Below are 25,163 nucleotides of genomic sequence, written 5' to 3' on the forward strand. Positions count from 1 at the left end.
ACAGCTCACGAGAAACGTGTCGTGATGCGATGGATTGGAGGGTACGCATCACGACGGCTAGGCGTTATTACGCGCGAGCAGAATGTGACTTTTTCACGAAGCAGACGGTGAATAGCGAGAGCAAGCAGCCTAGCATGAGATAGAACGCCACCCCATGCCAACTGCCCTGAGTCACGCTGACCAGCCCTGCGGCGATAAACGGGGTAAAACCGCCACCGACTACGCTGGCGACCTGGTAGCCGACCCCCGCACCGCTATAACGATAACTTGCTCCAAACATCTCGGTAAACATCGGCTGTTGCACGCAGACTACCATGTCATGAGCAAGGTTCGCTAATAGCAGAGAACACAGGATAATCGGTAAGGTTGCTCCCTGTTCTAAAGCGAAGAAGAACGGCCAAGCGCTGATCGCGCCAATCGCGGCACCGGTAATGTAGATGCGTCGGCGCCCAAATCGGTCTGCCAGCCAGGCGAAACAAGGGATGGTCAAGCAACTGATTGCACCGACCATCAGGCCGATCGATAGGAATAACTCGCGGGGTAAGCCTAGATTCTGCGTGGAGTAATTCAGCGCGAAAGTGGTGACGATATACATCGTTAGCAGCTCACATAAGCGTAAACCGATAATCAAGAAAAACGCCGAGGGGTGTCGAAGTAAGGCTTCGATAACCGGTAAGCGTGGTTTTTTCTCCGTCGAGGCGACAATCGGCGTATCGTCGATTCCGTTGCGCAGCCATAGCGTGATAGCAACTAGGAAAACGCTTAGCAGGAATGGAATACGCCAGCCCCAGCTGGCAAACTGGCTTTCACTGGTCAGCGCGCTAATTATGCTGACTAATCCGGTTGCCAACAATAATCCAACGCCGTAGCCCATCTGCACGCCGCTACTATAAAAGGCTTTACGATGCTTGGGGGCATGTTCGACCGCGAGTAGGGCCGCTCCGCCCCATTCACCGCCCACAGCAAACCCTTGTATCGCACGAAGGATGACTAATAGTACCGGTGCCCACCAGCCCAGCGTCGCAAAAGAGGGGAGAAGGCCAATCCCTGCGGTGGCAACACCCATCATCCACACAGTGATAATTAACATTTTCTTATGGCCTAAACGATCGCCAAAGTGTCCAAAAACGATGCCGCCTAAAGGGCGAAATAGGAACCCGACGCCAAATGTTGCGAAGGCGACTAACGTACCCATCGCGGGACTGATAGCAGGGAAAAATTGATGATTAAAGACTAAGGCGGCGGTTATGCCATATAATAAGAAATCATACCAATCAACGACAGCTCCAGCGAAGCTCCCCCAAGCCGCCCGTTTGGCTTGAGAAGATGAAGGTGAGTGGGGAGGCGTTGAAAGGTTGGTGTTAGCTTGCATAATTATATCTATTATCCACGACGAGGCGTTTTTTATTGGCGGACAAATAATACTGAGTTCTCATTGAAAAACAATCGCGAAGTACCGGCTTTACGCCGTATTTTCGCAGTGTTAGTGGCAGGATCCGATGGATTGTGTAAAGTTTATAAATCATTATCGCGACATTAACGAGGAAAGTTATGCCGAGAATACGTCTCACCGTCACACGCCTTTACGCCTTAAACGACGAGCGTATGGTAGCAAGTAAAGCGACGGCAAAAATCTTTGTCGGTGACGATTGTATCGCGACAGAGGAGATTTCTGGATTAACAGAAACGCCCGTCTTTAAATATATCCACCACGCTTTTCCGGCGGGAAGGCCGATCCGTGTGGAGTGGGATACCCCGGGATTCGCTGATATGACCGCGGTTGAAGAAAATAGCTGCCCATGCTGTGAAGACAGCGATATTCTCTAACGCTACTGATAAGGATACCTATTTTGGCTGGAACAAGTTTATTTGCACTGTTAGACGATATTTCAACGTTACTTGATGATGTTTCGGTAATGGGTAAGGTCGCGGCTAAAAAAACCGCTGGCGTACTTGGCGACGATCTTTCTCTCAATGCGCAACAAGTCAGTGGTGTCAAAGCCAACCGGGAGCTACCGGTCGTCTGGGGGGTAGCGAAGGGGTCATTACTGAATAAGGTCATTTTAGTCCCGCTGGCGCTACTTATCTCGGCGTTTGCGCCGTGGTTAATCACGCCCTTATTGATATTGGGAGGCTCTTACCTGTGTTTCGAAGGGATTGAAAAGGTGCTCGAATGGATCTTCCCTGAAAAAGACAAGAAAAGCCCTGAAGCCCGGCAGGCACGCCTTGCTAAACTTAGCCAAGAAGATGCGACGAGCTATGAGAAAGATAAGATTAAAGGGGCGGTGCGTACTGACTTTATCTTATCTGCAGAGATCGTAACCCTAACACTGGGGATTGTTTCCGAAGCGCCGCTTCTCAACCAAATTATCATCATGGCAGGTGTTGCATTACTGGTCACGGTTGGTGTTTACGGTCTTGTCGGCGTGATTGTGAAGATCGACGACGCCGGTTACTGGCTCGAAGAGCGTTCTAATCGCGTCGCCCAAGGCTTTGGGAAGTTTTTACTCTTGTTAGCCCCGAAGCTAATGAAATTCCTCTCTGTCGTTGGCACGCTGGCGATGTTTTTGGTCGGAGGAGGGATCGTTATCCACGGTTGGCCTTGGTTGCACCATTGGGTCGAGCGTCTAACGCAAACCCTTACTCAGGCGTTACCTGACGCAATGAGCCATATCGGGGAGATCGTGATCAGTAATGTCGCGAGCCTGTTAGTCGGTGCGATTCTCGGTGGACTGGTCCTTATTGTGGTCAAAGCCGTCAGTGCGCTATTTGGCACTAAGAAAGAGAGCGAACAGCCTAAATAACCCCTCAACCTGTATTATGCCGCACTGAGAAGATGTAAGAGTGGTTGGCTTATTGTCACCATCATCTGCTCAAGCATACCGACCAGTAGCGGCATACTTTGGTATAAGGCGAAAATACCGATCAGCAACGTCAAGGGGAAGCCGATGACGAAAGCTGAAAACTGAGGTGTCATACGGTTCAATAGTCCGAGCGCTAAGTTGACCGACAGCAACATAAAGATTAACGGTAGCGACAGCTGCAAAGCCTGCGTAAAAATCATTCCACCGAGTCGTGCAATTTGTAGAAATGGCTCCGTCAGTGACGGGAGTTGATCATAGGGGAGTGACTCGAACGTTTCTGCTAAGTGCTCGACCATCCATAATATGCCATCGACGTTGACGAATAATAGCAGGCTGAGATAAGTCAGTAGGCGTGCAACGACGGAAAGCGAACTGTGACTCCCTGCATCGAAAAACGAAGCGAATGAAAGCCCCATTTGTAAGGCGATCACCTCTCCTGCCAAGCGTATTGCCGCAAAGACACACTGCATACTCAGCCCGAGGGCTGCCCCGATCGCGCACTGCTCAATGATCAGCAGTCCGCCAGAGGCCGAAAAGAGCGAGAGTTGCGGGTCAGTCGGTGAAGGTAAAGCAATCACTAGGCTGAGTACTAGGGCTAAGGCGACTCTAATTCTGACGGAAACTGCTTTCTCCGAGAAGAGAGGTGCGAAGGAAAATAGTGCAATAATTCGGCAAAAGGGCAGAAAAATAGCAGGTAAATGATCGATAAGACTACTTAGATGACTTAACTCCATGCGCTAGCCTACCCAATGCGGAAAGCTAGTCAGAATGGTCTTTACGTAATCGATAAGCAACGTGAGCATCCACGGCCCCGCGATCAGCAGCGTCACCACCACCGCGATGATTTTAGGAATGAATGAGAGCGTTTGTTCATTCACTTGGGTTGCCGCTTGCAGCAAACTAATTATTAATCCGGTAAGTAACGCGGCCAGCAGCGGCGGCGCGGCAAGGAGTAATGCGACCTTCATCGCGGCTTGCCCTAAAGTGGTGATCATTTCCGGTGTCATTATGCTGACCTCATGGATTAGCTGATAAAGCTCTGCGCCAGCGAGCCAATTAATAACTGCCAACCATCTGCCATCACGAATAGCATCAACTTAAAGGGGAGCGCTAAGGTCGCAGGGGGAACCATCATCATGCCTAATGCCATTAAGACGCTGGCGACCACTAAGTCGATAATTAAGAATGGAATGAACAGGGTAAAGCCGATTTGGAACGCGGTCTTTAATTCGCTGGTGACATAGGCCGGGACTAACACGCGAAACGAGACCGCAGCAGGGGTTTGCGGGGAGGGCGCATGGGCTAAACGCGTGAACAAGGCGAGATCTGCCTCGCGGGTCTGATGCAGCATAAAGTCCATCAACGGACGTTTCCCTCTATCGACGGCCTCCACCAGCGTCACCTTTTGCTGTTGATAGGGTACATAGGCGTCTTGCCAAATTCGATCGAAAGTCGGCCCCATGATGAACCAGGTGAGAAAAAGGGATAAACCAATGATGACCTGATTCGGCGGTGCGGCGGTGGTGCCTAGGGCATTGCGTAATAGCCCGAAGACGATGATCAGACGCGTAAAGCTGGTGGTAAGTAATAGGGCGGCAGGAATAAAACTTAGCGCCCCTACGACCAGCATAGTCTGCACGGGTAATGCCCACTCTTGACCGTTAGTCAAGAGTGTTTGGGGCGAGGCACCCCAGGCGCATATCGGTAAGCTTAGCGTCGCGATGAACGCGAGGGCGGGATAAACGCGCGTTAAATAACTCATTTTAGGTTCCTTACACAGTGCTTGGCCAGGGTCTGCGCGAATCGCGAAGACGAAGGGGCTGGCCGATCCGGCTCTTTCTGTACCGGGCTATCTAATGGGCAAAGAAATTGGATAGTTTGCGCAGTGACCCCGAGGACTATTTGTTTTTCGCCAACCCTTACGACCATTAGACGCTCACGGGGGCCGATCATCACCGTTTCAGTAATGATCAGGTTGCGCGATCCCTTGAGTGCACGGGCATGGGGAAGATGCTTGAGGAGTTTCTTGATCGCTAACAGGACGAGCAGCACAACGAGTAATGCCCCGCCAGATTGGAGCACCATCTGGCTAACCGATACCTCGGCTAACGGCGCAATGGTAGAGGTAGTCATTATCTACTCACTATCGGCTAAGGCGGCGCATGCGCTCGGAGGGGGTAATAATATCGGTGATCCGCACCCCATATTTATCATTCACGACCACAACTTCGCCTTGCGCGATAAGGTAGTGGTTAATGAGAATATCCAGAGGCTCCCCGGCTAGCCCTTCGAGCGGCACAATCGAGCCTTGGGTAAGGCGGAGCAACTCCTTGATCGTCATTCGGGTTCTCCCTAACTCGACAGTAAGTTGGATCGGGATATCCATAATCAGATTAATATCGTGGAGTGGATCGCTATCTTCTGGCGTCGCAGGCGTGGGAAGTGTTGCCTCTTCATTGACCTGCTGCTCGGCGAGTGCCTCGGCCCAAGGATCAGTGACTGGGTCGTGATTGTCAGGGGTATCGACGGTATCATTCATGAGACGTTCCTTCTTGTAAGGTGGAGACTAGCGGCGTAATTAATTGAGTGACGCGCAGGGCATATCGATCGCGATGAATACCGTGTAAGGCGGTAAATACCGGGACATTATCGACCGTGGCGATGATGTGTTCGGGAGACTCTATCGCGAGCACATCACCGACCTGTAGCTGCATAATTTGGCGCAGGGTGACCGAGAGTTCCGTGAGCCTAGCCGTTACCGGTAGTGGAGACTGTTGCACCTCGTTCACTAGATTTTCACGCCAGAGCGAATCCTCTTGCTGACTATTTTCTAATGGCGGATTCACCAGCAACTCGCGAAGCGGTTCAATCATCGAGAAGGGAATGCAGATATTAAAATGTCCGACTAAGTTGCTGATCTCGACTTGAAACGTGGTGTTAATCACTATGTCGTTGGGCGAGGTGGTAATGTTGGTAAACTTAACCTGCATCTCGGACCGGACGTACTCCATGGTTAAGGGGTAAATGGCTTGCCAAGCTTCTTGATAATTATCCAACGCTAAGCCTAATAAACGGCGGATCACTCGCTGTTCTGTATAGGTAAATTCGCGACCCTCTACTTTGGTGGGAAACCGGCCATCTCCACCAAATAAATTGTCCACGACGATAAAGACCAAGCTCGGTGAGAAGACGAGCAAGGCAGTGCCGCGTAGAGGCTTCATATGAATGAGGTTGAGATTGGTCGGCACTGGCATGTTACGGGCAAACTCTTGATATGGCTGAATATCAATCGATTCCACCGTAATGTCGGGGCTACGACGCAATAAATTGAAGACCGCCATACGAAATTGGCGAGCAAAGCGCTCATTGATGATCTCTAGGGCCTGTAGCCGCTCACGCACTACTCGACGCTGAGTCGTTGGGTCGTAATCGCGAATCGCATCAGCCTCAGGGCTTTGAGTCGAAGGTTCCTGATTACCTGAATCGCCATTAAGTAATTGGTCGATCTCTGCTTGAGATAAGCTGGTATCCGCCATGACTGCTACCTCAAGATAAAGGTGGTGTAGAGGATGTCAGCAACCTCTTGCTCGGGTAAACCCGGCGCAAAAGGAGGCTTTAAGGCCGCTTTAAGCTCAGCGGTTAAGGCTATTTTCCCCTGTTCGGTCTGTAGTTGCGCTTGGTGTTGATGACTTAATAGCAACAAGAGACGACTTCTCGCTGCCGGCAGGTAGCGTACAATACGCTCCTCAGTCTGACGATCGTTGAGCCGTAAAGTGAACCCAACATAGAGGACCCGCTCTTCTTGCGTCGGCGAGTCGACCAAGTTAACCGTGAACGGCTCTAGGGGATAAAAGAGCGGCTGCGGCACCTCGGCGCTGACCGCAGAGGGCAGAGAGGTTTGCGTAGCGGCCGAGGCACTGAGCGCGCGTAGTTTCCAGAACGCATAGCCTGCTGCGCCACAGGCAATCACTACGATAACGAGCAACAGGACTATCCATTTTCGAGAGGACTTCTTCGGGGTGTGAGTCGAGGTCGGCATGGCCTATCAATATCCTTGCAATAGCATTTAAAAGGGTATGCGACGTATTATCCAAGGTTGAATAGGGGCTGATGCGCAGATTAAAGGTACTATTTCTAGAATATTAAGCGGTTCGCTCAGCCTTTGACCGACTGAGCGTAGAACTAAACGAGGAGCGATATCTGGCTACCATCGCGAGGGCGCACCGAAGGCTGGGGTGAATTCGAGGCAGGCTCAGGATGGCCCATTGTTCGCAAGTTTGAGGGTTGTGGATGCGAACTCGTTGACGGGTGAGATGAGCCGTGAAAAGAGTGGCCTGTGGTCTCTTGCCCAACTTGGCTATTTCCTAGCTGAATACCATTATCTGCTAATGCTTGACGAAGCTGGGGGAGGGCGGCCTCTAGCGCGGCTCTCACCTGACCGTGATTCGATACCATCATCAGCTCTGCATGGTCTTTGTTCACCGTCATTGAGATTTTCAAATCGCCTAACTCTTCAGGGTGCAGCTTCAAATGGAGCGTCTGCGTCCCGTGTCGATGAAAAATGATTTGTTGAGAGAGATCCCTCTGCCATTGCGGCGAACCTAACGGGGCATGTAATTCTTGGGCGGAGGCTTGTTTCACCGGCAGGTCGGGTAACGCCGGAGGAGAGGGCATGAGGACAGAGGATGACTGCGCGGCGCAGGCATGCAGTTCACGTAGCGGCGTGCGTGTGAGTACTAAAGTCGGCGGTGAGGCATTTTGCATCGTGTCTGGAGGTGGTGAGACGTTGAGTAAGGTAGCGCGTTGTTCGAGCACCGGCTCAGCGGGTAGAGTCACGGGCGGTATTTTCTTGAGTGATGACTGCGCGTTCGGTGTCTTTTCACGCTCGTAAGGCTGAGCGCGCGACTCTAGGGTGTTGACGATACTCCCCGCGGCTGGCGGTGGTACCATTTGACCGACGGCGAGTATAAGATTTGTGGGTAAGGGTAGCGGCTCCACGCGTGGTGAGGCTTGCTCGTTGCGTTCTAGAGGGGGATGGGGCGAGTGGTCAGCACTCTCTTTAGTAGGCTTTGGCGTGATAGATGATTTTATTGCCAAGGTGGGGGCGAGTAAGTCGGCGAAAGATAGCACGCGCGGGGCCTCGCTCAAGACATCGCCTGGCCTTAGCGAGGGCGTCGCGGAATGTGTCGAGAGCTGTTTGGGCACGGCTAATAGCGAGAGAAGGTTAATCGTCATTGATCGGTTCCTTGAAAACGGCGTTGAGCGAATTCATCGTTAGCTTTTTGTTGCGCGCGGGCTTGATGACGTTGTATGCGTTGCTCGCGACGGTTGAGTAACACCTGCAACGCCTGCACTTTTTTTCGCGAGGATTGCCATTCGTCGAGGCATTGCTGTTGCTGTTGGTCGAGTGTGGCAAGCGTCTGGGCCTGTGCGTCGAGCGCATGGTCGACCGTGTGCAAAAACGCCAGGTAATTATCGCGCCTATAACGATAGATACCTCCGGCGGATTCGTGGTGCAGGAGCTGTTGGTAGTCAAGGTGATAGTGCTGCAATTGCTGGTGTTGTCGCGATGCCTGATGGCGCTCAGCATTTAACGTTGCCAATTGTTGGGCGGCGATATCGAGTTTATCGTTCTCTCTTTGCTGCAGCACGTCTAAGATAGTTTTACGGCCCATCATTTCTCCTCATCCCCTGACACTAGTGCGGTCAGCGCAGTACAAGCCTGGATATAGTCACAGCGCTGGGCGATTTCTTGTTGTAAATATCGGCATATAGCCGGGTAGCATTCGATGGCTCGATCGAGCTGCGGATCCGTCCCCGCGGTATAGGCCCCCACGCTGATCAAGTCTTTATTACGCTGATAGAGCGCCAAGAGGCGCTTACATTCACGAGCCTCTTGCAGCTGCTGAGGCGTCACGATGTCATGCATGACTCGGCTGATTGAGGCCTCAATATCGATAGCCGGATAGTGTCCGGATTCGGCGAGTTCGCGAGAGAGGACGATGTGTCCATCTAGAATCGCCCGTGCCGCATCGGCGATCGGGTCCTGTTGATCATCGCCTTCGGTTAACACGGTGTAGAAGGCGGTGATCGACCCGTGCTGACTGTCGCTATTGCCCGCACGCTCCACCAAGGCTGGGAGTTTGGCAAATACCGAAGGCGGATAGCCTTTGGTTGCGGGGGGTTCACCGATGGCGAGGGCAATTTCACGCTGTGCCATCGCATAACGCGTCAACGAGTCCATAATTAACAATACGTTATTGCCGCGATCACGAAAATCCTCGGCGATACGCGTGGCATAGTCCGCACCTTGCAGGCGTAATAGAGGGGAGACATCAGCGGGCGCAGCCACCACAACGGCCCTAGAAAGTCCCTCTTCGCCGAGGATCTGTTGGATAAACTCTTTAACCTCTCGTCCCCGTTCGCCAATCAGCCCGACGACGATGACATCGGCACTGGTATAGTGCGCCATCATTCCAAGGAGCACACTTTTCCCCACCCCGGAGCCGGCAAACAGACCCATCCGCTGCCCACGCCCTACGGAGAGTAAGCCGTTGATTGCTCGCACCCCGGTATCGAGCACCTGATCGATAGGTTGACGTTGCAAGGGGTTGAGCAGGGGGGTGGTGAGTTTACCCATGTCAGGCGTAACCAGAGGACGCCCATCCAATGGGCGTCCTCTGCTATCGACGACTCGACCCAGTAGCTGTGGCCCTAAAGGAAAACATCCTGTCATCGCTGTCGTTCCTTGTGATGAGTAGACACGGCACCCCGGGCAAAGGCCATCCATTGCCCCAAGTGGCATTAAGAAGAGGCGCTTACCTTTGAACCCGACGACCTGCGCTTCACATTTTTTTTCGGTGTTGCCAATACCACGTTCAATCCAGCAATGACTTCCCAAGGGGAGTTGTAGACCACTGACCTCGAGGACAAGGCCGGTCGCCCGCGTCAGATATCCAGAGTGGCGCGGTGCCAAAGTGGTACTGATAGTTTGTTCAAAGCACGTTAGGCGCGTTATCCAGCGTTGAAGAGGTAACATTAGTCACTCCCCTGCTGGGCGAATTCACAGAGTGCCTGCCAGCGGTGAGAAAGGGCGCTTTCAAGCTCCCCCTCTTCACTCGTTAACCGGCAATCGCCGGGTGGTAGGGTGCTATCAACCACCACCTCCCAGCGTGGATGCTCCGCTAGGCTCGTTAGCTGTCCTTGTAGTAACTGCTGATCCTGCGGGTTGATATGCAAGGTCAATGTGCCGCTGAGTAATGATTCGTTTGCCAACAGTTGTTTCACTTGAGTGACGACCATTCGCGCATCATGACTCACTTCTTCACCTATTAGTTTATGGGCCACTTCTAAGGCAACTTGCACTAGGCGATGACTGACTGCCTCTTCAAGTAGATCGAAAGAGAGCGTCAATTGCGCTACACGTTGTTCAATTTGGGCGAGAACGTGCGCTTGTTGCTGGCGGGCGTGTTCTGCACCCTGTTCCGTACCTAGCGCTTGACCGTCACGCTCACCTTCGGCTTTACCGGCGGCGTAACCCTCCTCCCAAGCTTGTTGCTGAACCTTGGCACGAAACGCCTCGATCTCTTGCTGGGCATCGATCGTCGGCGTAAGCGGCTGTTCAGGGAGAGGCTGTTCAAGGGGGAGCGTTTCCGCCTCGGGCTCCGATGAAGTAAAACGTTGTGGCTGCCATTTTTGCCATGCGCTGGCGGCATTGTGTTTAGACATAGGCTTCATCGGCACCTCCAATCATCATATCGCCGCTCTCGGCGAGCCGTCTAACCACCAGTAGTATTGCTTTCTGTGCTGTCTCGACATCCGAAAGGCGGACAGGTCCACGATTAATAAGGTCATCACGTAAGATATCGGCCGCACGTGTCGACATATTATTTAAGAATTTATCACGCAGTGCGTTATCGGCGCCTTTCAGCGCGATGAGTAGTTGTTCTGCATCGATCTCTTGAAGTAGTCGCTGTAGGCTGCGATTGTCGACATCGACCAGATTTTCGAACAAGAACATCTCATCGATAATTTTCTGAGCGAGATCGCCATCAAAGGCACGGACCGCATCGATAATGGTCTCTTCTTGCTGAGATTTCATCAGGTTAAGGATCTCGGCGGCGGTACGGATACCGCCCATTTTTGCACGTTTAATATTTTGGCCGTCCAACAGGTTGTTAAGCACTTCGGTTAGCTCGGCTAAAGCGGCTGGCTGCACACCACCGAAGGTAGCGATACGCAACATCACGTCTTGGCGTAACCGTTCGTCAAAGTGCGCCAGAATATCAGCGGCTTGTGAGCGCTTGAGGTGGACGAGAATTGTGGCAATGATCTGCGGGTGCTCTTCGCGGATAAGATCGGCGGCAGACAGGGGATCCATCAGGTTTAAGGTATCCATGCCCGAGGTGGTATCCCGCGTTTCGAGTAAATCTTCCAACAGGCTGCTGGCACGCTCTTCTCCCAAGGCCTTGATCAGCACGCTACGAAGATAGTCGTTCGAGTTGATCGACAACGCGGCATATTGCTCGGCATCGTGTTCAAATTGCTGCAGCACGTGAGTGAGTTGTTGTTGAGAGACTTGGCGCATCGCCGCCATGGCACTGACTAAGTGTTGGACTTCACGCTGGTTTAGGTGTCTAAACACCTCGGCCGCACGCTCCTCGCCCAGTGTCATCATTAAAATGGCACTCCGTTCGGTTCCTGTCATCTTCATAGCTCTCCCCCCATCCAATCGCGGATCACTAAAGCGACCACCTGTGGTTCATTTTCCGATATTGTGCGAATACGCTGACTCATCTGTTCGGCATTAATACGTAGCTGGGCTTTGCGCGCCGCCTCGTTGAGGTGCGGGTCAGTCGCCGTGGTCTCGACCGGTGGTTCATTGACGGTGGGATCCAGCCGTTGCTGGAATTGTCGAAATGCGGGGGCAATCACCTTACGATACAGCACACCCGCAATCACCAGAACGATAAGCCAGCGTAAACCTGTCATCGCCAATGGAACCCATTGCGATTGTTGCCACCAAGGTAACGCCTCTTCGGCGAATTCATGTGGGCTGAAGGGGGTATTGACCACATTGACACTGTCGCCTCGCGGAGCGGAGTAGCCCATCGCTTGTTTTACTAATGCATTAATTTGCGCCATTTGCTGAGAGGATAAAGGGGTTTCTTTTCCCTGATCATCGCGTCGATAATTAACGACGACAGCCACCGATAAGCGCTTGATCCCACCAGTGCTAAGTTGAGTATGACGAATGGTTTTATCGAGTTCGTAGTTAACGGTACTTTCGTTACTGGCCTGTAGGGGGATATTTTTTTTAGCCGATGATGGCGGCGTTTTATTGTCTGCGGTGGCCGTTTTATTACCGTCTATCCCTGCTTGTGCGACGGGGGTAGGCTGATTCGACAGCGCGCCGGGCACGCCTTCGGCCTGTTGCTGAGTGAGTTCGCTTCGACTACGTTGCGCAGAACGGATAGCTTGCTGTGTAGTATCGTGGTTGGGTTGATAACGCTCGTCTGTTTGTTCTTGTCGATCGAAGTTGATATCGGCCGTGACTTGCGCGCGTATATTTTGTTGGCCGAGCATCGGGCGCAATAGCTGTTCGATACGATGTTGAATCGATTTCTCGATACGCTGCGTGTAATGTAATTGCGTCGTGTTCTGGGTTTGTGCCGCAAGACCGCTGCCAGAGAGTAGCTCTCCAGTCTGGTCGACGACGGTCACCTGATCCGCGTTCATCCCCGCCACACTACTCGCCACGAGGTGAACGATGGCATTGATTTGTGAGGCGTCAAGGGCTCGGCCCGGTTGCAGTGTTAAGGTCACTGCCGCGGTAGGGGGCTGTTTATCGCGGACAAACACACTAGGACGCGGCAGTGCCAGATGTACGCGCGCTGTCATCACCGGGTCTAGCGTTTCGATAGTACGCGAGAGTTCACCCGCTAACGCCCGCTGGAAATTAACCTGTTCGTTGAATTGGCTTAGCCCAAATTTCTCTTCATCTAGTAACTCGTAGCCCGTTGTCGTGCTCTTAGGCAAACCTTGGCTGGCTAAGCGTAAACGGAGTTCACGCAATTGATCGCGAGGAACGCGGATCGCGCCAGTCTGGGGATCGAGTTGGTAAGGGACATTCATCTTTGATAAGACGCTGATAATGTTACCGCCTTCTGCGTCGGAGAGGGCACCATACAGTGTCCCGTAGTCTGGACTACGTGCCCAGAGAGCCAAGGCAGTGACCAGCGCAACCGAGAAAGCGGTTGCCACGATGAAGACCACCTTTTGTTGGTCACGTAAGGCTGTAATCGCGCGCTGGACTCTACGCCATAACGTCGTGGGTAGGGTAGCAGTAGTGACGCTCATGCAGGCTCTCCTAGCATAACCTTGTGGTGGGTATAATGTGACAGCACATGTTTCTCCTCGTTGAGACAGATTTATAACCGCTATTAATCATGCTTATTATTTAAGTTCTATGAGGAAGTAATGGTCGAATGAGGTGGGTTTTTCATGGCTACTTTCCAGATTTAACCCCCATCCATCGTGTTAGAGTCGCTGAACTATAATCAGTCTTAGGGATGTTACGATGGAGAGTCTATCCGCGCTTAGCGCACCAGTTTCAGCATTGGCCACGGCAGCACGTGCTGACGGCGAGTCTACGCAGCCGGGGTTCTCGACGGTATTTTCTTCAATGCTTAATTCAATCAGTCAGTATCAAGATCAGGCTGCTCAACAAGTTAAAGGCATTGAGCTTGGGCAAAGTGAGGTAGGGGTGAATGATTTAATGATTTCAGTACAGAAGGCTACCGTATCACTGCAACTCGGGGTTCAAGTGCGTAATAAGATGATTGCGGCGTATAACGATGTGATGAATATGTCGGTGTAGGGTAGTTAAGTTTATGAATGATATAATTATGTATTGATCGCCTTTAGCCCATGGGGCACTGATGGGGAAAAATCGTTAATTTATTGTTCAGCATGGCCCTCTGGCTTGCATCGTTTTCAGGTATCCAAGGCCCGTAAACATTGTGGACCCTCTATACCTTGATGTGTCCATTTGGCTAGCGATGGAAATTCGGGTTCGCTCCAGCAGATAGAGTTGTGACGAGATTGATAGGCTTATCTGTCCGTAATTGCCGCAACCTTCAAAGCCGCCTTCCTCGTTTGAGATAGCGACGGACCATTTTATGGGGTGTGGCTATCTTTTTTGTTGGAGTTGACTTGCGGGTTGCACACGAAGTTAACTACTTCGACTTCTCGCTTAATCATTTAGTATGCAATACACATCGCAAAACTTCTTCTGATCCTGAGTAATTGACTGCTGCTTCCGTAATAATCTGAAGATAATCTTTTCATCTGCTATTTCGGCAAGTCTGTCGTTAGTCACCCATCAGTTTAGGTGCTTAACTTCTTCAATACGAGCATACCACGCGAGGTCTCTGACAACGTCTAGCTTCCTGTCTAGCGATTGGTCATGATAGCCAGAGAATTCAACCTCCCGTGCTGGTAGAGTTGTGAATAATTAAATTCTGTATTCAGCATCAACCCGTTGAAAAGTTGCCGACATAGAATCCTCCACCCAACTTTTGATTTTCGTATCCTTAATTTCTGATATATCGGTAATGTCTGAATAGGCCAATATTCAAATCACACCATTATAACCATCCCAGTAAGTTTTAATCGCTGAATCAAGTAGCCGTTTCGCCTGAGAATCTGGATTGTTAGCATCATAGCTACGATTAATATAATTACTCTTTTGTGTTTTTGGGTTAAACACATCATCCTTTACAAATGAGGAAACCCGCTGATAAGCGTGATTCGTATCCATACCTTTTTGGCGATCTTTTTTACCTAAGTCGTAAAATTGCTGTAAAAATTTCTCTAATGAATATTGAGTATCAGTAATTAAACTCCGGGTATTAACATCATGATTATCTGCTGCTAATTGCAACGATAAATGCCTAGCATTCTTACCAACTACTGAAGTGGGTGCACATCCGGATATCAAAGAAGAAGCAATGACCAAGGCAAAGAGACATTTAAATTTCACCAAAAACTCCACTTAGTACTCTGATTTAATAAGCACTGACGTTATACCGCATTATAGGGGAGGAACAAAACTGCAATTTCACCTGATGAAACTTCTGCGCGGGGTATTCTTACCAGCCTGTGATACAGGCCGCGAAAGACTCCTGCGATCCAGAACAGGCGAAAACTACACCGCTGAAATCAAACTCACTCGAAACTCTTAATTTCATCACAAGGTGATGATCCTCTTCGATTTTTTCTTTCATAGATAACACAATGAACATTATCAACCAGTGAGCTCTTCCTCGTTATATTGACGGGGTATGGCTTACTCCCAGTACGACCAAAGAAAGTGCTGGTAAGTGGAAGCAGAACAAAATCCTGCACGCTTCTCTGTGGGTGAGACATCATTTCCGCGAGTACAGTGCCATCGCTACGGTATGCGCCATTGAGGATGTAGCGCCTGCAATCCAAGTGTTACGCTAAAATTAAGGAATAACATTTCAGTCGCGACTCACGTGATGAGTGCTCCTGCCTTTCGAGAGAGGTAAAAAAAAGCCGCAACAGAGTGCGGCGAAGTATCAGGAATGGATGTTGTCAATACGAGGGTATTACTTATCAGAGTGTAAGGATTACGAAAGGTTCCAGTATTTCAGTAAAAAATATCTTCGCGTACTCACGTTATCGACCATACCCACAAAAAACCTATAAAAATCAAAAAACTAACGGTTTGTTTCTGGAAAATAAAAATTCTACTAGGAACTCAATACAAAAAAATCCCGCCGAAGCGGGACAAACAGGATAAAAAAACAGTTTTATTATTAGTGTTTACATTATACAGAGTTATTAATCTTTGGGATTAAAATTATTGATTGAATATTTTTATGGATAAAAGAGTGTTCAAGGTTTTTTCTTACTATCCGGCATAGGCTTTTCTAAGAAAAGCCATGACGTCATTAAAGCGGCCAATGCTCGTATGTAACGACTTCGCATTGCTCCCCGTAAACTGTCCTAGCAATAGTGACATCTAGACCATTACCATTTTACTGCTTACTAATTCTACTATTGATATTATCAGCGGCTAAAAAGCTATGTCATCATGCCTTTCACATCTCCTATTGCTGATATAAAGGGATACGTATGACGACATTAGAAAAGGGCCTCGACCATCCGGATGTGAAGGTTAATTCCACCCAGGAATTCGCGCCACTCCCACGCTCTCTACATCCTGCGCATGTTATTCATAACGACGAAGAAGCCCTCGCGATAGCCGAGCAGCTTGCGCTCCAGTTTGCCGTCGATGCCGCTCGCCGTGATCGAGAGGGGCTATTACCGGTTAACGAATTAGAGCGTTTTTCTCAAAGTGGACTGTGGGCAATGACCGTTCCTAAAGCCTATGGCGGTGCAGAGGTTTCTTACAAAACCGTAGCTAAGGTTATCGCCACGATTTCGGCGGCCGACTCGGCGTTAGGACAGATCCCGCAAAACCATCTAGCGGGTGTCGCACACCTAATCGCGGATGGGAGCGAGGCACAACGACAACGCTTTTTACCTGATGTCTTAGCGGGTACCCGCTGGGGGAATGCGTTCTCTGAAAAAAACTCGAAAACAGTCGCTGACTTTCAAACCACATTACGGCCGTTAAACGGTCGTTACGTGGTACAGGGGGAGAAATTCTATGCAACTGGCGCGCTGCTTGCTCACCTCGTACACGCCGTCGCCGTCGATGAAGAGGGGAAGGCGCAATTAGTCCTTATTGAGCGTGATGCTCCGGGGCTTACGGTCATCAATAATTGGTCGAGTTTTGGTCAGCGGACCACAGCCTCTGGCACGGTTATTCTCGATAATGTTGTGGTGGAGAAAGAGCAGATAGTTCCCGCATGGAAATCCTTCGAACAGCCAACCGCAGCCGGACCTATCTCACAAATTATTCAAGCGGCTGTGGACGCAGGAATAGCACGAGGTACGCTTAACGACACGCTGACATTTATCAAAGAAAAGTCCCGGCCTTGGATTGATAGCGGTAAAGAAACCGCCGCAGAAGATCCCTTTATTATTAGTGCGATCGGCGATCTCTCTATCCGCTTACACGCCGCAGAGGCGTTACTGTGGCAGGCGGGAGAGCTGATTGACCAGGCGATTGCCACACCGAGTGAAGAAACTGTGGCCGCCGCGACGGTAGCGACCGCAGAAGCGAAAGTTTTGACGACTGAGATCGCGATCAATAGCGGGAATAAGTTGTTTGAGCTAGCCGGAACCCGGTCGACCCTAAGCGAATACAATCTAGACAGGCACTGGCGAAATGCTCGGACTCATACGCTACACGACCCAGTGCGTTGGAAATATTTTCACGTTGGTAATTACTACCTTAATCATGTCAATCCCCCGCGTCACGCTTGGAGTTAAGGGGTTATATGCCAGATGGTAAGGACTTCTTTATTATAGTCGTTACGCTTACTCTAGCCTTAACGCTTGTATCAATAGACGAAATGCCGTCGAGTTTTGGCGACGGCTAGGGTAGTAGAGATAGAAACCCGGGAAGAAGGGGGTGTAATCGCCAAGGAGTTGGACTAACTCGCCACTCTCTAAGTACGGTTCCACCGCCTCTTTCAATACACAAGCTATGCCTAACCCCTTTATTGCGCTTCCGATAGCAAACATTCCATTATTACAGATGATAGAGCCAGGAACTTTAATCCTTAAAGCTTTCTCGCCATCTTTAAATTCCCACTGATAGATAGCGCCTGAAGTGATCATGCGTAAATTTATACAATTATGCGCGAGTAAATCTTGAGGATGAGTGGGAATACCTTTTGCGCTGAGATAGTGTGGTGAAGCGATGACGACCATCTGTGTCTCTTTCCCAATCTTGACGGCAATCATATCTTTTTCGACTTGTTCGCCTAACCGGATCCCTGCATCGAAGCCTTCCGCGACGATATTAACCATACGCGATGTTGCATCGACTTCGATATTTATATCGGGATACTGGCTGATGAAGCGTTGTAACTTTGGGAGTAAAAAATAATTTGCAGCGAAGTCTGTTGCGGTAATGCGAATATTCCCCTTGGGGAGTTCGCGATAATCATCAAGAGAGTTAAGTAAGCCTTCAATTTCTTGGATAGAGGGTAGTAACGTATCGAGAATACGCTGACCTGCCTCAGTACAGGTCACGCTTCGTGTTGTACGGTTAAGGAGCCTGACGCCGAGATTGCGTTCTAATTTGCGTAAGGTATGACTAATGGCGCTCTGCGAGAGATTTAACTTCGCCGCCGCCCGCGTAAAGCTTTGCTCTTGAGCCACGACCATGAATGTCATCAAATCGCTCATTTCTTCACGTTTCACAATTGATTTTTCTCCCCAAACAACCTTAGGTGAGATAATAAATCTCAATTCATGAATTGTATAGATTTAAGATGAAAATGATTCATGAGCTTAATGATTTTAACCGGCTTAATCAGCTACCACAATTCGCCTATAGTAGACGACATTATCGGACCACCCGTTATCGTCTTGGGGATTCCCATTCACCATCACTCTCGTGATAAAGCAGTTTTAAGCTTCAGGCTTTATCTTTTTATTCAATAGGCTCTCACCATGTCCGACGTTTTTACTAACAATAAAGTACGCCCGACACTTAACCTCACGTTGTTGTTGATAGTTACGCCATGGTTGTAATTGATAACTCCGTCGTTATTACTGGATTGCCCAGTATTAAGCGTGAGTTGGGGTTCAGTGATATTGGACTGTCACGGGTTGCCAGTGCTTATACGTTGACCTTTGGGGGCTTCTTTCTTCCATTATTACGTTGGAATTAGCGTTAGGGTTGCGTCGACGGCACGTGAAACCTCCTTAACCGGTATTGAGTTATTGGTCGCACAGAATCATTGGGCTTTTATGGGCGGTACGGTTTTAGCGGGATTGGCCATCGTTGTCATCCTTACTGCTATTAAAAATTAGCAACATTATTCAGTACTCAATGTCTTGAGTCGATTATCGGAGAATTGAATGAACTATATAAAATTAGGCAATACAGGTTTAGATATATCTAGAATAGGTCTAGGCATGATGAGTTTTGGTAAACCGGGTAGTGAGAACGGATTATTTCCCTGGGCTAAGGATTTCGAGGAAGCTAAGCCTATTTTTAAACAGGCTATTGAGCTGGGGATTAATTATTTCGATACTGCAAATATTTACCAGTTAGGTACGAGTGAAGAGGTTACTGGCAAGCTTATCCATCATTTTGGACTTGACCGTGACGATATCGTTGTTGCCACTAAAGTAAAAATGGATATGCGTCCAGGACGACCCAACGGTGGGGGATTATCAAGAAAGGCGATCATCAGTGAGATTGATAAGTCCCTTAAGCGTTTGCAGCTTGATTACGTCGATCTCTATACCATTCATCGTTTAGACCCCTTGACGCCGATGGAGGAGATCATGGAGGCCCTCCACGATGTGGTGAAAAGCGGAAAGGTACGATATCTGGGTGCATCGAGTATGTTTGCCTGGCAATTTGAGCGTATGCAGAACCTTGCGGACAGGGAGGGATGGACAAAATTCGTTGCGATGCAAAACCACTATAATTTAATTTACCGTGAAGAAGAGCGAGAAATGATCCCTCTTTGTGTGGATCGTCAAGTCGCAATTACGCCTTGGAGCCCACTTGCTGGGGGTCGTTTGGCTCATCCTTGGAATACAATCACTGATCGTGTACGCTGCGATGAGGTGTCCAAATGGGTATGGGACAGTACGAATGACCTTGATCAGGTCGTAATTAATAATGTTGAGGCAATGGCAGCTGAGCGAGGGATTTCCATGGCGCAACTTTCACTTGCTTGGATGTTGAGTAAACCTGGTATCACTGCCCCTATTATCGGGACAACGGCAGAACACCACATTGTTGAGGCGGTCGCCGCGTTAGCGATTACGCTTACCGAAGAAGAGATCACCCTGCTTGAAGCCCCCTACGTTACCCACCCAGTGCTCGGCATGATGTAAGTCATGGGAAAAGACTCAGGCCATAAATCTGGCCTAAGTCTTAAGAGACTATCGTTTAGCTTGATGTTCAACGCTAACCGAATCGTCTTTCTGCCTATCCATACGGATTTGCGCGTGGCTGAGTAGAGCGAAAATAAAAGTCCCGCCGCAAATATTGCCTAAGAGAGTTGGCACAGCAAAGGGCCAGATAAACTCCTGCCATGGCAGTGCACCTGTAAATACGAGATAGAGGATCTCGATAGTACCGACGACGATATGGGTGGTATCGGCCACAGCAATCAACCAGGTCATAAAGAGGATAACGAAAAATTTTGCATTACCTGCGGAGGGTAACATCCACACCATGGTGGCAACGATCCAGCCTGAAACAATAGCTTTTGCAAACATCTGAATAGGGCTATTTTCCATCACCTTCATACCGATATCGTGGAAAGCTTGCGTAATGGCAGGGTCGAAAATCGGCATATAGCCAAATGTCCACGCCGCAATGGCTGTACCAATCAAGTTACCGAGTAATACGACGACCCATAGCCTTAATAGCAGTAGCAGGTTATTTATCGTCGGTTTTTGCATCACTGATAGAACGGGTGTGATGGTGTTCTCTGTAAAAAGCTGTTGGTGTGCCATGATCACGATCACGAAGCCAAAAGTGTAGCCAATACTCTCAATTAACAAACTTCCTGAGAAGTGTCCGAGTTCTGCGTGAAAGATACCCTTTGCCAGTAATGATGCGCTCATGGAGAGGCCAGCGGCTATCGCCGACCAAAGTAATGCCCAGACATCTCGCTCCAGCTCTTTTTCTCCTTCATGGCGGATGAGTTCGTGAGTGGCCATCGCCTGCGACGGAAGATTCTCCTCATCAAGCTCAATCTCACCGCCTTGTTGTTTTTCTTCACTATCCACATCTTGAGGTGGGTTACCGCTGTGCTTAGTCATCCTTAATACCCTGAAAATAGTGTGTTATTTAAAGGTAGCAGCTATTTGTCAAGATGCTTGATTGGAGACAAAAAGAAACGTCTTTCTTTAAGGAAGGTAAGAGTAGTATTAATGTATCTAAACGAGGACGAAAAGAGTGAACAATTTCGCCGAGGCGACCTACTGAAAATAAAAGGGATTGACTAAGCGCTGATAGTCTAAGTGTTGAATAGCAGTGATAGGGTTTGAATTTGCACGCACAACGACAAATACTTTTTTAAATCAACTACTTTTCAGGGGTGGTTAGTCTAATCAACGCATCGCTGACGATGATAGCCGCGAGCGCCTGCAGGCGATCTTCAGATTGTTCGTCATAGATTCGATAGGAATAAAGTTCGATAATCTGCACGTCGACGATATCTATCTCGAAAAAAGAGCTTACTAATGCATTTTTTATCATTAACTATCCCCTTTAATTCCATTAACATCGTTGCTACCTCACACTAACTTACGCGAGTATCGAGTTATAGCCAACTTATTGTGAGAGCCGATAAATTAAAAGTATAGATTACCCTAGGTAAATTAAATGAGAAGTTAACCTCTCGCTACTCTCTTCTCGATTAATCAAAAGTAAGTGAATTAAAGATTGACCTATCGCAATAATAAGCTAGTTTTAAAGAGTGACGTCGCAGAATAGCCCAGTCTACTTCAACCCTCCCGTCACCCCATGACCACCTCGCCTCTGCGAGGTTTTTTTTTGCACTGGGTTTAGGGATCAGCTCATCCCTCAGGTTCAAGATAAAAAAAACCCGCACTAGGCGGGAAATAGGAACATAACAGGATTTTGAATCACATACTGACAGCCTACGGGGAGTAGCTGCTCTTCTCCAGATGGAAAGAGTATGTCTTCAGAAACTAAGCTTAGTCGCGTCTGACTAATGAGTGTGATGATTAGTGCTATAACTAAACGCCTATTACAACGACTCTTTATTTTTAGATAAAAAAAACCCGCCAGGTGGCGGGTAAAAATTTATTGCAGTTTTCAGGATGTAACAGCATTGAGGTGCTATAACTAATCAGACCGGCGATTAGAAAGTTAGTTCACCTATTTTCAAAAAAATTATGAGCCGGGTAGGTAAGCACCACTGGCAATAAACCAAATGAGTAATGTTACTCCAGCAATAATAATGGCAACAGGAAACAGATAGCCTAATTTCATCGTTAGCAATTCCTTAGTGAACACAATGGCCATTATCCCAAGTTATTGCGCATAGACAATCCCTTAAGACAGTAATCGCCAAACACACGGCAACTTAATATCCGCGGGCTGAGCCAGCAGGCCGCCTTACATCATTGGCGCCATAGAGATAGCCTGGTCTGACATTACCCGAAACAGCGCTATCATTACCTGAGCTGGGTGCGCCGACACCGACTGCACCCGGTAAGCCGACCATGATGAGTTCAGCGGCGCCCCAAGGGGTCTGTTCGACCATGTGGTAACCCATCTTCGCCAAGATAGGCAAGGTGTCAGCGGACAAGCCATTTTTTTCGTAATAGACTTCATCTGGATACCACTGGTGATGTATTCGCGGGGCATCGACGGCTTCTTGTGGCTTCATGCCGAAATCGATGATGTTTATCGCTGTCTCGAGAGTGATAGTAATAATACGTGATCCCCCCGGTGAACCTAAGACTAAGAAAATTTTGCCTTCTTTCGTTACAAGCGTAGGACTCATGGAAGAAAGCGGACGTTTGCCGGGGGCAATACTATTTGCAGAACCTTGAACTAGCCCATAGAGATTTTTTTCACCGATCTTCGTAGTGAAGTCATCCATCTCATCATTCATTAGCACGCCAGTTCCTGGTGCCATCACGACGGCCCCGAAACGGCCATTTACAGTGTAGGTCGTTGAGACTGCGTTACCATAGTGATCGACGATAGAGTAGTGCGTGGTTTCTGGTTTTTCTCCATTACTGACCAAAGGTTTAATTTCGGCGGAGGGGGTCGCTTTATCCGCGTGAATCTTCGCTCGCAGTGAGGCGGCATAACTTTTATCCATCAGTTTAGCCACTGGATTCTGGACGAATGCAGGGTCGCCAAGATAGGTGTTTCTATCCGCGTAGCTAAAACGTAAGGCTTCAGTCAGGGTATGGATCGCCGCTGCTGAGTTAAAGCCCATAGCTTTGAGGTCATAGCCTTCTAAGATGTTTAAAGTCTCGCACAGCGTTACGCCGCCAGAGCTAGGTGGCGGGGCAGAGACGAAGGTATATCCACGATAAGTACAGGTTAGAGGGGCTAACTCAGTAGCACGGTAATGAGCGAAATCTTGCGCGGTAATGATACCGCCGCCCGCTGCAGAAGCCCGCTCGACCGCTTGAGGAAATTGGCCGCGATAGAAGGCATCGGGACCTTGTTGCGCGATACGAGAGAGAGTCCGCGCGAGATCGGTTTGTCGTAAGCGGTCACCGGGTTGTAAGGGATTTCCATCTGGACGAAGAAAGATTTTCGCTACGCCAGGATCATCTTTGAAGTGTGCAACGGTGGTATCAAGAATATCGGTATCGGCTCGGGTCAGGATAAACCCTTGTTGCGCGAGCTTGATGGCCGGGGCCATTACGGCTTGGCGGCTTAATTTACCGTATTGGCGCCGTGCGAGTTCCATGCCCATCACCGTACCCGGCACGCCTGTTGCTTTCCAGCCATAGAGGCTGCTGCCTTTCACTAGTACGCCGTGGGCATCTTGATACATGGCGGCTGAGGCGGCGGCGGGGGCCATCTCGCGAAAGTTGATAAAGGTATCTTTGCCGTTCGCCAAATGAATAGTCATAAACCCACCCCCGCCAATATTTCCGCAGCATGGATTGACGACCGCTTGCGCATAACCCACGGCGACGGCAGCATCGATGGCATTTCCTCCTTGTTTAAGGATCGAGACGCCGACTTGGGTCGCGAGATCCTGGGAGGTGACGACCATTCCGTTTTTAGCCTCTACAGCAGGAGCTGAAGCGGCATAAACTAAAGGCGCGGGGAGTACGCTTAATAATGCGAGTGTAGGGAGGGCATATTTCCGTAGCATAAAACCTTACCGGTTGAGTTATTTCCTTCTACCATAACGCGCTTGAAGAAAAACTCCAGCAATTCAATGATATATCATAAGTAAAAATAATATTTGTGATAGCACACAAAATATCCGCCCTCACGCTGGAGTTGTGGACGCGCAATCTCTATCATAGGCACCTTATTGATCCGCTAGTTTTTAACGCGCTGAGAGTGTATTGAGCGAGGTTTATCGTGTTTGCAGAGTATGGTGTGCTAAATTTTTGGACTTATGTCGCAGGAGCTATCTTTTTAGTCCTGATCCCTGGACCCAACACGCTCTTTGTCCTAAAGAATAGTGTGGGTGGCGGGGTAAAAACCGGTTATCAGGCGGCTTGTGCGGTGTTTATTGGTGATGCTGTGTTAATGTTCCTCGCCTATGCCGGCGTGGCGACCTTAATTAACACCACCCCTGTGCTGTTTAACGTAGTACGCTACCTTGGGGCGGGCTATCTATTGTGGCTAGGGATAAGAATGCTCTATACCACTTTCAGTCATCGTGAGCAGGCGATTGTGGCGCCGCGTAAAAAAGACCGCGGGGCGGTTTTTAAGCGCGCACTAGTCTTAAGCTTGACGAATCCAAAAGCAATCCTGTTTTACGTGTCTTTTTTCGTACAGTTTATCGATATTAACAGTGCGCATCCTGGGGTGGCCTTCTTCATCCTAGCGGCAGTCCTCGAAGTCGCGAGTTTCTGCTATTTAAGCATGCTAATCTTCGGCGGCGCTTCACTGACTCGAGTTATTGGCACGCGTCAGCGTCTTGCGAAAGTAGGGAATTCAATGATTGGATTACTGTTCCTAGGTTTCGCCGCACGTCTGGCGACACTGCAATAGTCATAAAAAAAGCTCACACAGTGAGCTTTTAGACTAGAGATGGTTTTTCTCGCAGAATTCTTCCCAGGTCATCCCTAGCGCTTCGGCGTGGCTGCGCAGGTAAGTCTCGATTGCTTGCGCCGCGACCGAATTGTCCGTTTCGACCAACTGAATAGAGAAAATGATACCATCGAGTTGTTTCTGACGAATAAAGGCGGCATAGATGCGCTCTGCGTGAAGGTTACGCAGCTGATCGACGGTCATCCCGTTATCGCGCGCGTCTTTTTCGGTCACTTCATCTAACGCAACTTGGAAATCAGGGTGTGCAGCGAAAAAAATATCGCGGGCTTCGGCATAGTACTGTTCTGGGGTTTTCATGAGTGCTCTAATTTTGTAAAAATCTGGTCCAAGTGTACCTGTTTCAGTCAAAGATGTCAGCGGAAGGCACTCAC

Annotated in this window: 28 protein-coding genes; 7 read left to right on the forward strand and 21 right to left on the reverse strand. The window is 49.3% G+C overall.

The features are described from left to right. Positions 1-67: 67 nt before the first annotated feature. Positions 68-1,372, reverse strand: a complete 1,305-nt coding sequence (gene shiA, locus HGT70_RS05370; protein WP_071430553.1) for a shikimate transporter — start codon at positions 1,370-1,372, stop codon at positions 68-70. Positions 1,373-1,551: 179 nt separating this feature from the next. Here shiA and HGT70_RS05375 point away from each other — a divergent pair, with 179 nt between their 5' ends. Both HGT70_RS05375 and HGT70_RS05380 read left to right on the forward strand, forming a co-directional pair. Then, a complete protein-coding gene (locus HGT70_RS05375) occupies positions 1,552-1,827 on the forward strand; it encodes a hypothetical protein (RefSeq protein ID WP_071430552.1) in 276 nt (91 codons plus the stop codon). Positions 1,828-1,850: 23 nt separating this feature from the next. Then, positions 1,851-2,804, forward strand: a complete 954-nt coding sequence (locus tag HGT70_RS05380; RefSeq protein WP_214195143.1) for a DUF808 family protein — start codon at positions 1,851-1,853, stop codon at positions 2,802-2,804. Between the two features lie 14 nt (positions 2,805-2,818). Here the strand turns inward: HGT70_RS05380 and fliR are convergent, their stop codons facing one another. The 13 genes from fliR to fliF form a co-directional block, all read right to left on the reverse strand. Then, positions 2,819-3,598 (reverse strand): flagellar biosynthetic protein FliR, encoded by a 780-nt coding sequence (gene fliR / locus HGT70_RS05385; RefSeq protein WP_214195144.1) that lies wholly within the window; start codon positions 3,596-3,598, stop codon positions 2,819-2,821. A 3-nt stretch (positions 3,599-3,601) separates the two neighbouring features. Next, a complete protein-coding gene (gene fliQ, locus HGT70_RS05390; RefSeq protein ID WP_214195145.1) occupies positions 3,602-3,871 on the reverse strand; it encodes a flagellar biosynthesis protein FliQ in 270 nt (89 codons plus the stop codon). A 17-nt stretch (positions 3,872-3,888) separates the two neighbouring features. Further along, positions 3,889-4,626: a flagellar type III secretion system pore protein FliP gene (gene fliP, locus HGT70_RS05395; protein ID WP_157725320.1), complete on the reverse strand. Its 738-nt coding sequence runs from the start codon at positions 4,624-4,626 to the stop codon at positions 3,889-3,891. Beyond that, positions 4,623-4,997 carry a flagellar biosynthetic protein FliO gene (gene fliO / locus HGT70_RS05400; RefSeq protein WP_071430544.1) on the reverse strand — a complete coding sequence of 125 codons (375 nt, stop codon included), beginning with the start codon at positions 4,995-4,997 and terminating at the stop codon, positions 4,623-4,625. The genes fliP and fliO overlap by 4 nt, the downstream gene beginning before the upstream one ends. A gap of 10 nt (positions 4,998-5,007) precedes the next feature. Continuing rightward, positions 5,008-5,403 (reverse strand): flagellar motor switch protein FliN, encoded by a 396-nt coding sequence (gene fliN, locus HGT70_RS05405; RefSeq protein WP_214195146.1) that lies wholly within the window; start codon positions 5,401-5,403, stop codon positions 5,008-5,010. Continuing rightward, on the reverse strand, positions 5,396-6,400 hold the full coding sequence (gene fliM, locus HGT70_RS05410) for a flagellar motor switch protein FliM (protein ID WP_214195148.1): 1,005 nt from the start codon (positions 6,398-6,400) through the stop codon (positions 5,396-5,398). The genes fliN and fliM overlap by 8 nt, the downstream gene beginning before the upstream one ends. 5 nt (positions 6,401-6,405) lie before the next feature. After that, positions 6,406-6,903, reverse strand: a complete 498-nt coding sequence (gene fliL / locus HGT70_RS05415) for a flagellar basal body-associated protein FliL (RefSeq protein ID WP_214195150.1) — start codon at positions 6,901-6,903, stop codon at positions 6,406-6,408. Between the two features lie 143 nt (positions 6,904-7,046). Next, on the reverse strand, positions 7,047-8,099 hold the full coding sequence (locus tag HGT70_RS05420; RefSeq protein WP_214195151.1) for a flagellar hook-length control protein FliK: 1,053 nt from the start codon (positions 8,097-8,099) through the stop codon (positions 7,047-7,049). After that, positions 8,096-8,542, reverse strand: coding sequence for a flagellar export protein FliJ (fliJ, locus tag HGT70_RS05425; RefSeq protein ID WP_214195153.1), 447 nt, complete (start codon positions 8,540-8,542; stop codon positions 8,096-8,098). Before fliJ ends, HGT70_RS05420 begins: the two co-directional genes overlap by 4 nt. Next, positions 8,539-9,903, reverse strand: a complete 1,365-nt coding sequence (fliI, locus tag HGT70_RS05430) for a flagellar protein export ATPase FliI (protein ID WP_214195155.1) — start codon at positions 9,901-9,903, stop codon at positions 8,539-8,541. The genes fliJ and fliI overlap by 4 nt, the downstream gene beginning before the upstream one ends. Continuing rightward, a complete protein-coding gene (locus HGT70_RS05435) occupies positions 9,903-10,592 on the reverse strand; it encodes a FliH/SctL family protein (protein WP_157725318.1) in 690 nt (229 codons plus the stop codon). The genes fliI and HGT70_RS05435 overlap by 1 nt, the downstream gene beginning before the upstream one ends. Continuing rightward, the gene (gene fliG / locus HGT70_RS05440) at positions 10,585-11,577 is read right to left on the reverse strand and encodes a flagellar motor switch protein FliG (protein WP_071430528.1); all 993 of its coding nucleotides are present in this window, start codon (positions 11,575-11,577) and stop codon (positions 10,585-10,587) included. The genes HGT70_RS05435 and fliG overlap by 8 nt, the downstream gene beginning before the upstream one ends. Then, on the reverse strand, positions 11,574-13,223 hold the full coding sequence (fliF, locus tag HGT70_RS05445; protein ID WP_214195156.1) for a flagellar basal-body MS-ring/collar protein FliF: 1,650 nt from the start codon (positions 13,221-13,223) through the stop codon (positions 11,574-11,576). The genes fliG and fliF overlap by 4 nt, the downstream gene beginning before the upstream one ends. A 220-nt stretch (positions 13,224-13,443) precedes the next feature. Between fliF and fliE the strand changes: the two genes are divergently transcribed. Further along, positions 13,444-13,743: a flagellar hook-basal body complex protein FliE gene (fliE, locus tag HGT70_RS05450; RefSeq protein WP_214195158.1), complete on the forward strand. Its 300-nt coding sequence runs from the start codon at positions 13,444-13,446 to the stop codon at positions 13,741-13,743. 756 nt (positions 13,744-14,499) lie between these two features. Here fliE and HGT70_RS05455 read toward each other — a convergent pair. Next, complete coding sequence (locus HGT70_RS05455; RefSeq protein ID WP_157725272.1) at positions 14,500-14,907, reverse strand: Exc2 family lipoprotein; 408 nt, start codon at positions 14,905-14,907, stop codon at positions 14,500-14,502. A 1,118-nt stretch (positions 14,908-16,025) separates the two neighbouring features. On the opposite strand from HGT70_RS05455, the gene HGT70_RS05460 reads away from it, so the two are divergent. After that, positions 16,026-17,291: an SfnB family sulfur acquisition oxidoreductase gene (locus HGT70_RS05460; RefSeq protein ID WP_214195159.1), complete on the forward strand. Its 1,266-nt coding sequence runs from the start codon at positions 16,026-16,028 to the stop codon at positions 17,289-17,291. Positions 17,292-17,339: 48 nt separating this feature from the next. Here HGT70_RS05460 and HGT70_RS05465 read toward each other — a convergent pair whose 3' ends face one another. Then, positions 17,340-18,230 (reverse strand): LysR family transcriptional regulator, encoded by an 891-nt coding sequence (locus tag HGT70_RS05465; RefSeq protein WP_071429741.1) that lies wholly within the window; start codon positions 18,228-18,230, stop codon positions 17,340-17,342. Positions 18,231-18,553: 323 nt separating this feature from the next. On the opposite strand from HGT70_RS05465, the gene HGT70_RS05470 reads away from it, so the two are divergent. Together HGT70_RS05470 and HGT70_RS05475 are read left to right on the forward strand one after the other, a co-directional pair. Further along, a complete protein-coding gene (locus tag HGT70_RS05470; protein ID WP_214195160.1) occupies positions 18,554-18,703 on the forward strand; it encodes a hypothetical protein in 150 nt (49 codons plus the stop codon). A 190-nt stretch (positions 18,704-18,893) separates the two neighbouring features. Further along, positions 18,894-19,886, forward strand: a complete 993-nt coding sequence (locus HGT70_RS05475) for an aldo/keto reductase (RefSeq protein WP_214195161.1) — start codon at positions 18,894-18,896, stop codon at positions 19,884-19,886. A gap of 48 nt (positions 19,887-19,934) precedes the next feature. Here HGT70_RS05475 and HGT70_RS05480 read toward each other — a convergent pair whose 3' ends face one another. The 4 genes from HGT70_RS05480 to ggt all read right to left on the reverse strand — a co-directional run bounded on the left by HGT70_RS05480 (position 19,935) and on the right by ggt (position 23,878). Next, positions 19,935-20,822 (reverse strand): formate/nitrite transporter family protein, encoded by an 888-nt coding sequence (locus tag HGT70_RS05480; RefSeq protein WP_071429745.1) that lies wholly within the window; start codon positions 20,820-20,822, stop codon positions 19,935-19,937. Between the two features lie 265 nt (positions 20,823-21,087). Then, positions 21,088-21,261, reverse strand: a complete 174-nt coding sequence (locus HGT70_RS05485) for a hypothetical protein (RefSeq protein WP_157725273.1) — start codon at positions 21,259-21,261, stop codon at positions 21,088-21,090. Between the two features lie 660 nt (positions 21,262-21,921). Continuing rightward, a complete protein-coding gene (locus HGT70_RS05490) occupies positions 21,922-22,020 on the reverse strand; it encodes a YoaK family small membrane protein (protein WP_157725274.1) in 99 nt (32 codons plus the stop codon). Between the two features lie 94 nt (positions 22,021-22,114). Beyond that, a complete protein-coding gene (gene ggt / locus HGT70_RS05495; RefSeq protein WP_214195162.1) occupies positions 22,115-23,878 on the reverse strand; it encodes a gamma-glutamyltransferase in 1,764 nt (587 codons plus the stop codon). A 215-nt stretch (positions 23,879-24,093) separates the two neighbouring features. Here ggt and leuE point away from each other — a divergent pair, with 215 nt between their 5' ends. Then, positions 24,094-24,732, forward strand: a complete 639-nt coding sequence (leuE, locus tag HGT70_RS05500; protein ID WP_214195163.1) for a leucine efflux protein LeuE — start codon at positions 24,094-24,096, stop codon at positions 24,730-24,732. Positions 24,733-24,765: 33 nt separating this feature from the next. Here leuE and HGT70_RS05505 read toward each other — a convergent pair whose 3' ends face one another. Further along, positions 24,766-25,089, reverse strand: coding sequence for a DUF6388 family protein (locus HGT70_RS05505; protein WP_071429749.1), 324 nt, complete (start codon positions 25,087-25,089; stop codon positions 24,766-24,768). Positions 25,090-25,163: the final 74 nt, after the last annotated feature.

Source organism: Rosenbergiella collisarenosi, assembly GCF_018494085.1.
Taxonomy (GTDB): domain Bacteria; phylum Pseudomonadota; class Gammaproteobacteria; order Enterobacterales; family Enterobacteriaceae; genus Rosenbergiella; species Rosenbergiella collisarenosi.

What these genes read in the sequence shown, in the direction of transcription:
- ggt (WP_214195162.1), bottom strand. Translation starts at nt 23,878, where the DNA reads ATGCTACGGAAATATGCCCTCCCTACACTCGCATTATTAAGCGTACTC.
- HGT70_RS05420 (WP_214195151.1), bottom strand. Translation starts at nt 8,099, where the DNA reads ATGACGATTAACCTTCTCTCGCTATTAGCCGTGCCCAAACAGCTCTCG.
- HGT70_RS05435 (WP_157725318.1), bottom strand. Translation starts at nt 10,592, where the DNA reads ATGTCTAAACACAATGCCGCCAGCGCATGGCAAAAATGGCAGCCACAA.
- HGT70_RS05505 (WP_071429749.1), bottom strand. Translation starts at nt 25,089, where the DNA reads ATGAAAACCCCAGAACAGTACTATGCCGAAGCCCGCGATATTTTTTTC.
- HGT70_RS05480 (WP_071429745.1), bottom strand. Translation starts at nt 20,822, where the DNA reads ATGACTAAGCACAGCGGTAACCCACCTCAAGATGTGGATAGTGAAGAA.
- fliN (WP_214195146.1), bottom strand. Translation starts at nt 5,403, where the DNA reads ATGAATGATACCGTCGATACCCCTGACAATCACGACCCAGTCACTGAT.
- HGT70_RS05475 (WP_214195161.1), top strand. Translation starts at nt 18,894, where the DNA reads ATGAACTATATAAAATTAGGCAATACAGGTTTAGATATATCTAGAATA.
- fliI (WP_214195155.1), bottom strand. Translation starts at nt 9,903, where the DNA reads ATGTTACCTCTTCAACGCTGGATAACGCGCCTAACGTGCTTTGAACAA.
- HGT70_RS05375 (WP_071430552.1), top strand. Translation starts at nt 1,552, where the DNA reads ATGCCGAGAATACGTCTCACCGTCACACGCCTTTACGCCTTAAACGAC.
- fliL (WP_214195150.1), bottom strand. Translation starts at nt 6,903, where the DNA reads ATGCCGACCTCGACTCACACCCCGAAGAAGTCCTCTCGAAAATGGATA.
- fliF (WP_214195156.1), bottom strand. Translation starts at nt 13,223, where the DNA reads ATGAGCGTCACTACTGCTACCCTACCCACGACGTTATGGCGTAGAGTC.
- shiA (WP_071430553.1), bottom strand. Translation starts at nt 1,372, where the DNA reads ATGCAAGCTAACACCAACCTTTCAACGCCTCCCCACTCACCTTCATCT.
- fliP (WP_157725320.1), bottom strand. Translation starts at nt 4,626, where the DNA reads ATGAGTTATTTAACGCGCGTTTATCCCGCCCTCGCGTTCATCGCGACG.
- HGT70_RS05485 (WP_157725273.1), bottom strand. Translation starts at nt 21,261, where the DNA reads ATGATAAAAAATGCATTAGTAAGCTCTTTTTTCGAGATAGATATCGTC.
- fliJ (WP_214195153.1), bottom strand. Translation starts at nt 8,542, where the DNA reads ATGATGGGCCGTAAAACTATCTTAGACGTGCTGCAGCAAAGAGAGAAC.
- HGT70_RS05460 (WP_214195159.1), top strand. Translation starts at nt 16,026, where the DNA reads ATGACGACATTAGAAAAGGGCCTCGACCATCCGGATGTGAAGGTTAAT.
- fliG (WP_071430528.1), bottom strand. Translation starts at nt 11,577, where the DNA reads ATGAAGATGACAGGAACCGAACGGAGTGCCATTTTAATGATGACACTG.
- HGT70_RS05490 (WP_157725274.1), bottom strand. Translation starts at nt 22,020, where the DNA reads ATGAAATTAGGCTATCTGTTTCCTGTTGCCATTATTATTGCTGGAGTA.
- HGT70_RS05470 (WP_214195160.1), top strand. Translation starts at nt 18,554, where the DNA reads ATGGTTGTAATTGATAACTCCGTCGTTATTACTGGATTGCCCAGTATT.
- fliQ (WP_214195145.1), bottom strand. Translation starts at nt 3,871, where the DNA reads ATGACACCGGAAATGATCACCACTTTAGGGCAAGCCGCGATGAAGGTC.
- fliM (WP_214195148.1), bottom strand. Translation starts at nt 6,400, where the DNA reads ATGGCGGATACCAGCTTATCTCAAGCAGAGATCGACCAATTACTTAAT.
- fliR (WP_214195144.1), bottom strand. Translation starts at nt 3,598, where the DNA reads ATGGAGTTAAGTCATCTAAGTAGTCTTATCGATCATTTACCTGCTATT.
- fliO (WP_071430544.1), bottom strand. Translation starts at nt 4,997, where the DNA reads ATGACTACCTCTACCATTGCGCCGTTAGCCGAGGTATCGGTTAGCCAG.
- fliE (WP_214195158.1), top strand. Translation starts at nt 13,444, where the DNA reads ATGGAGAGTCTATCCGCGCTTAGCGCACCAGTTTCAGCATTGGCCACG.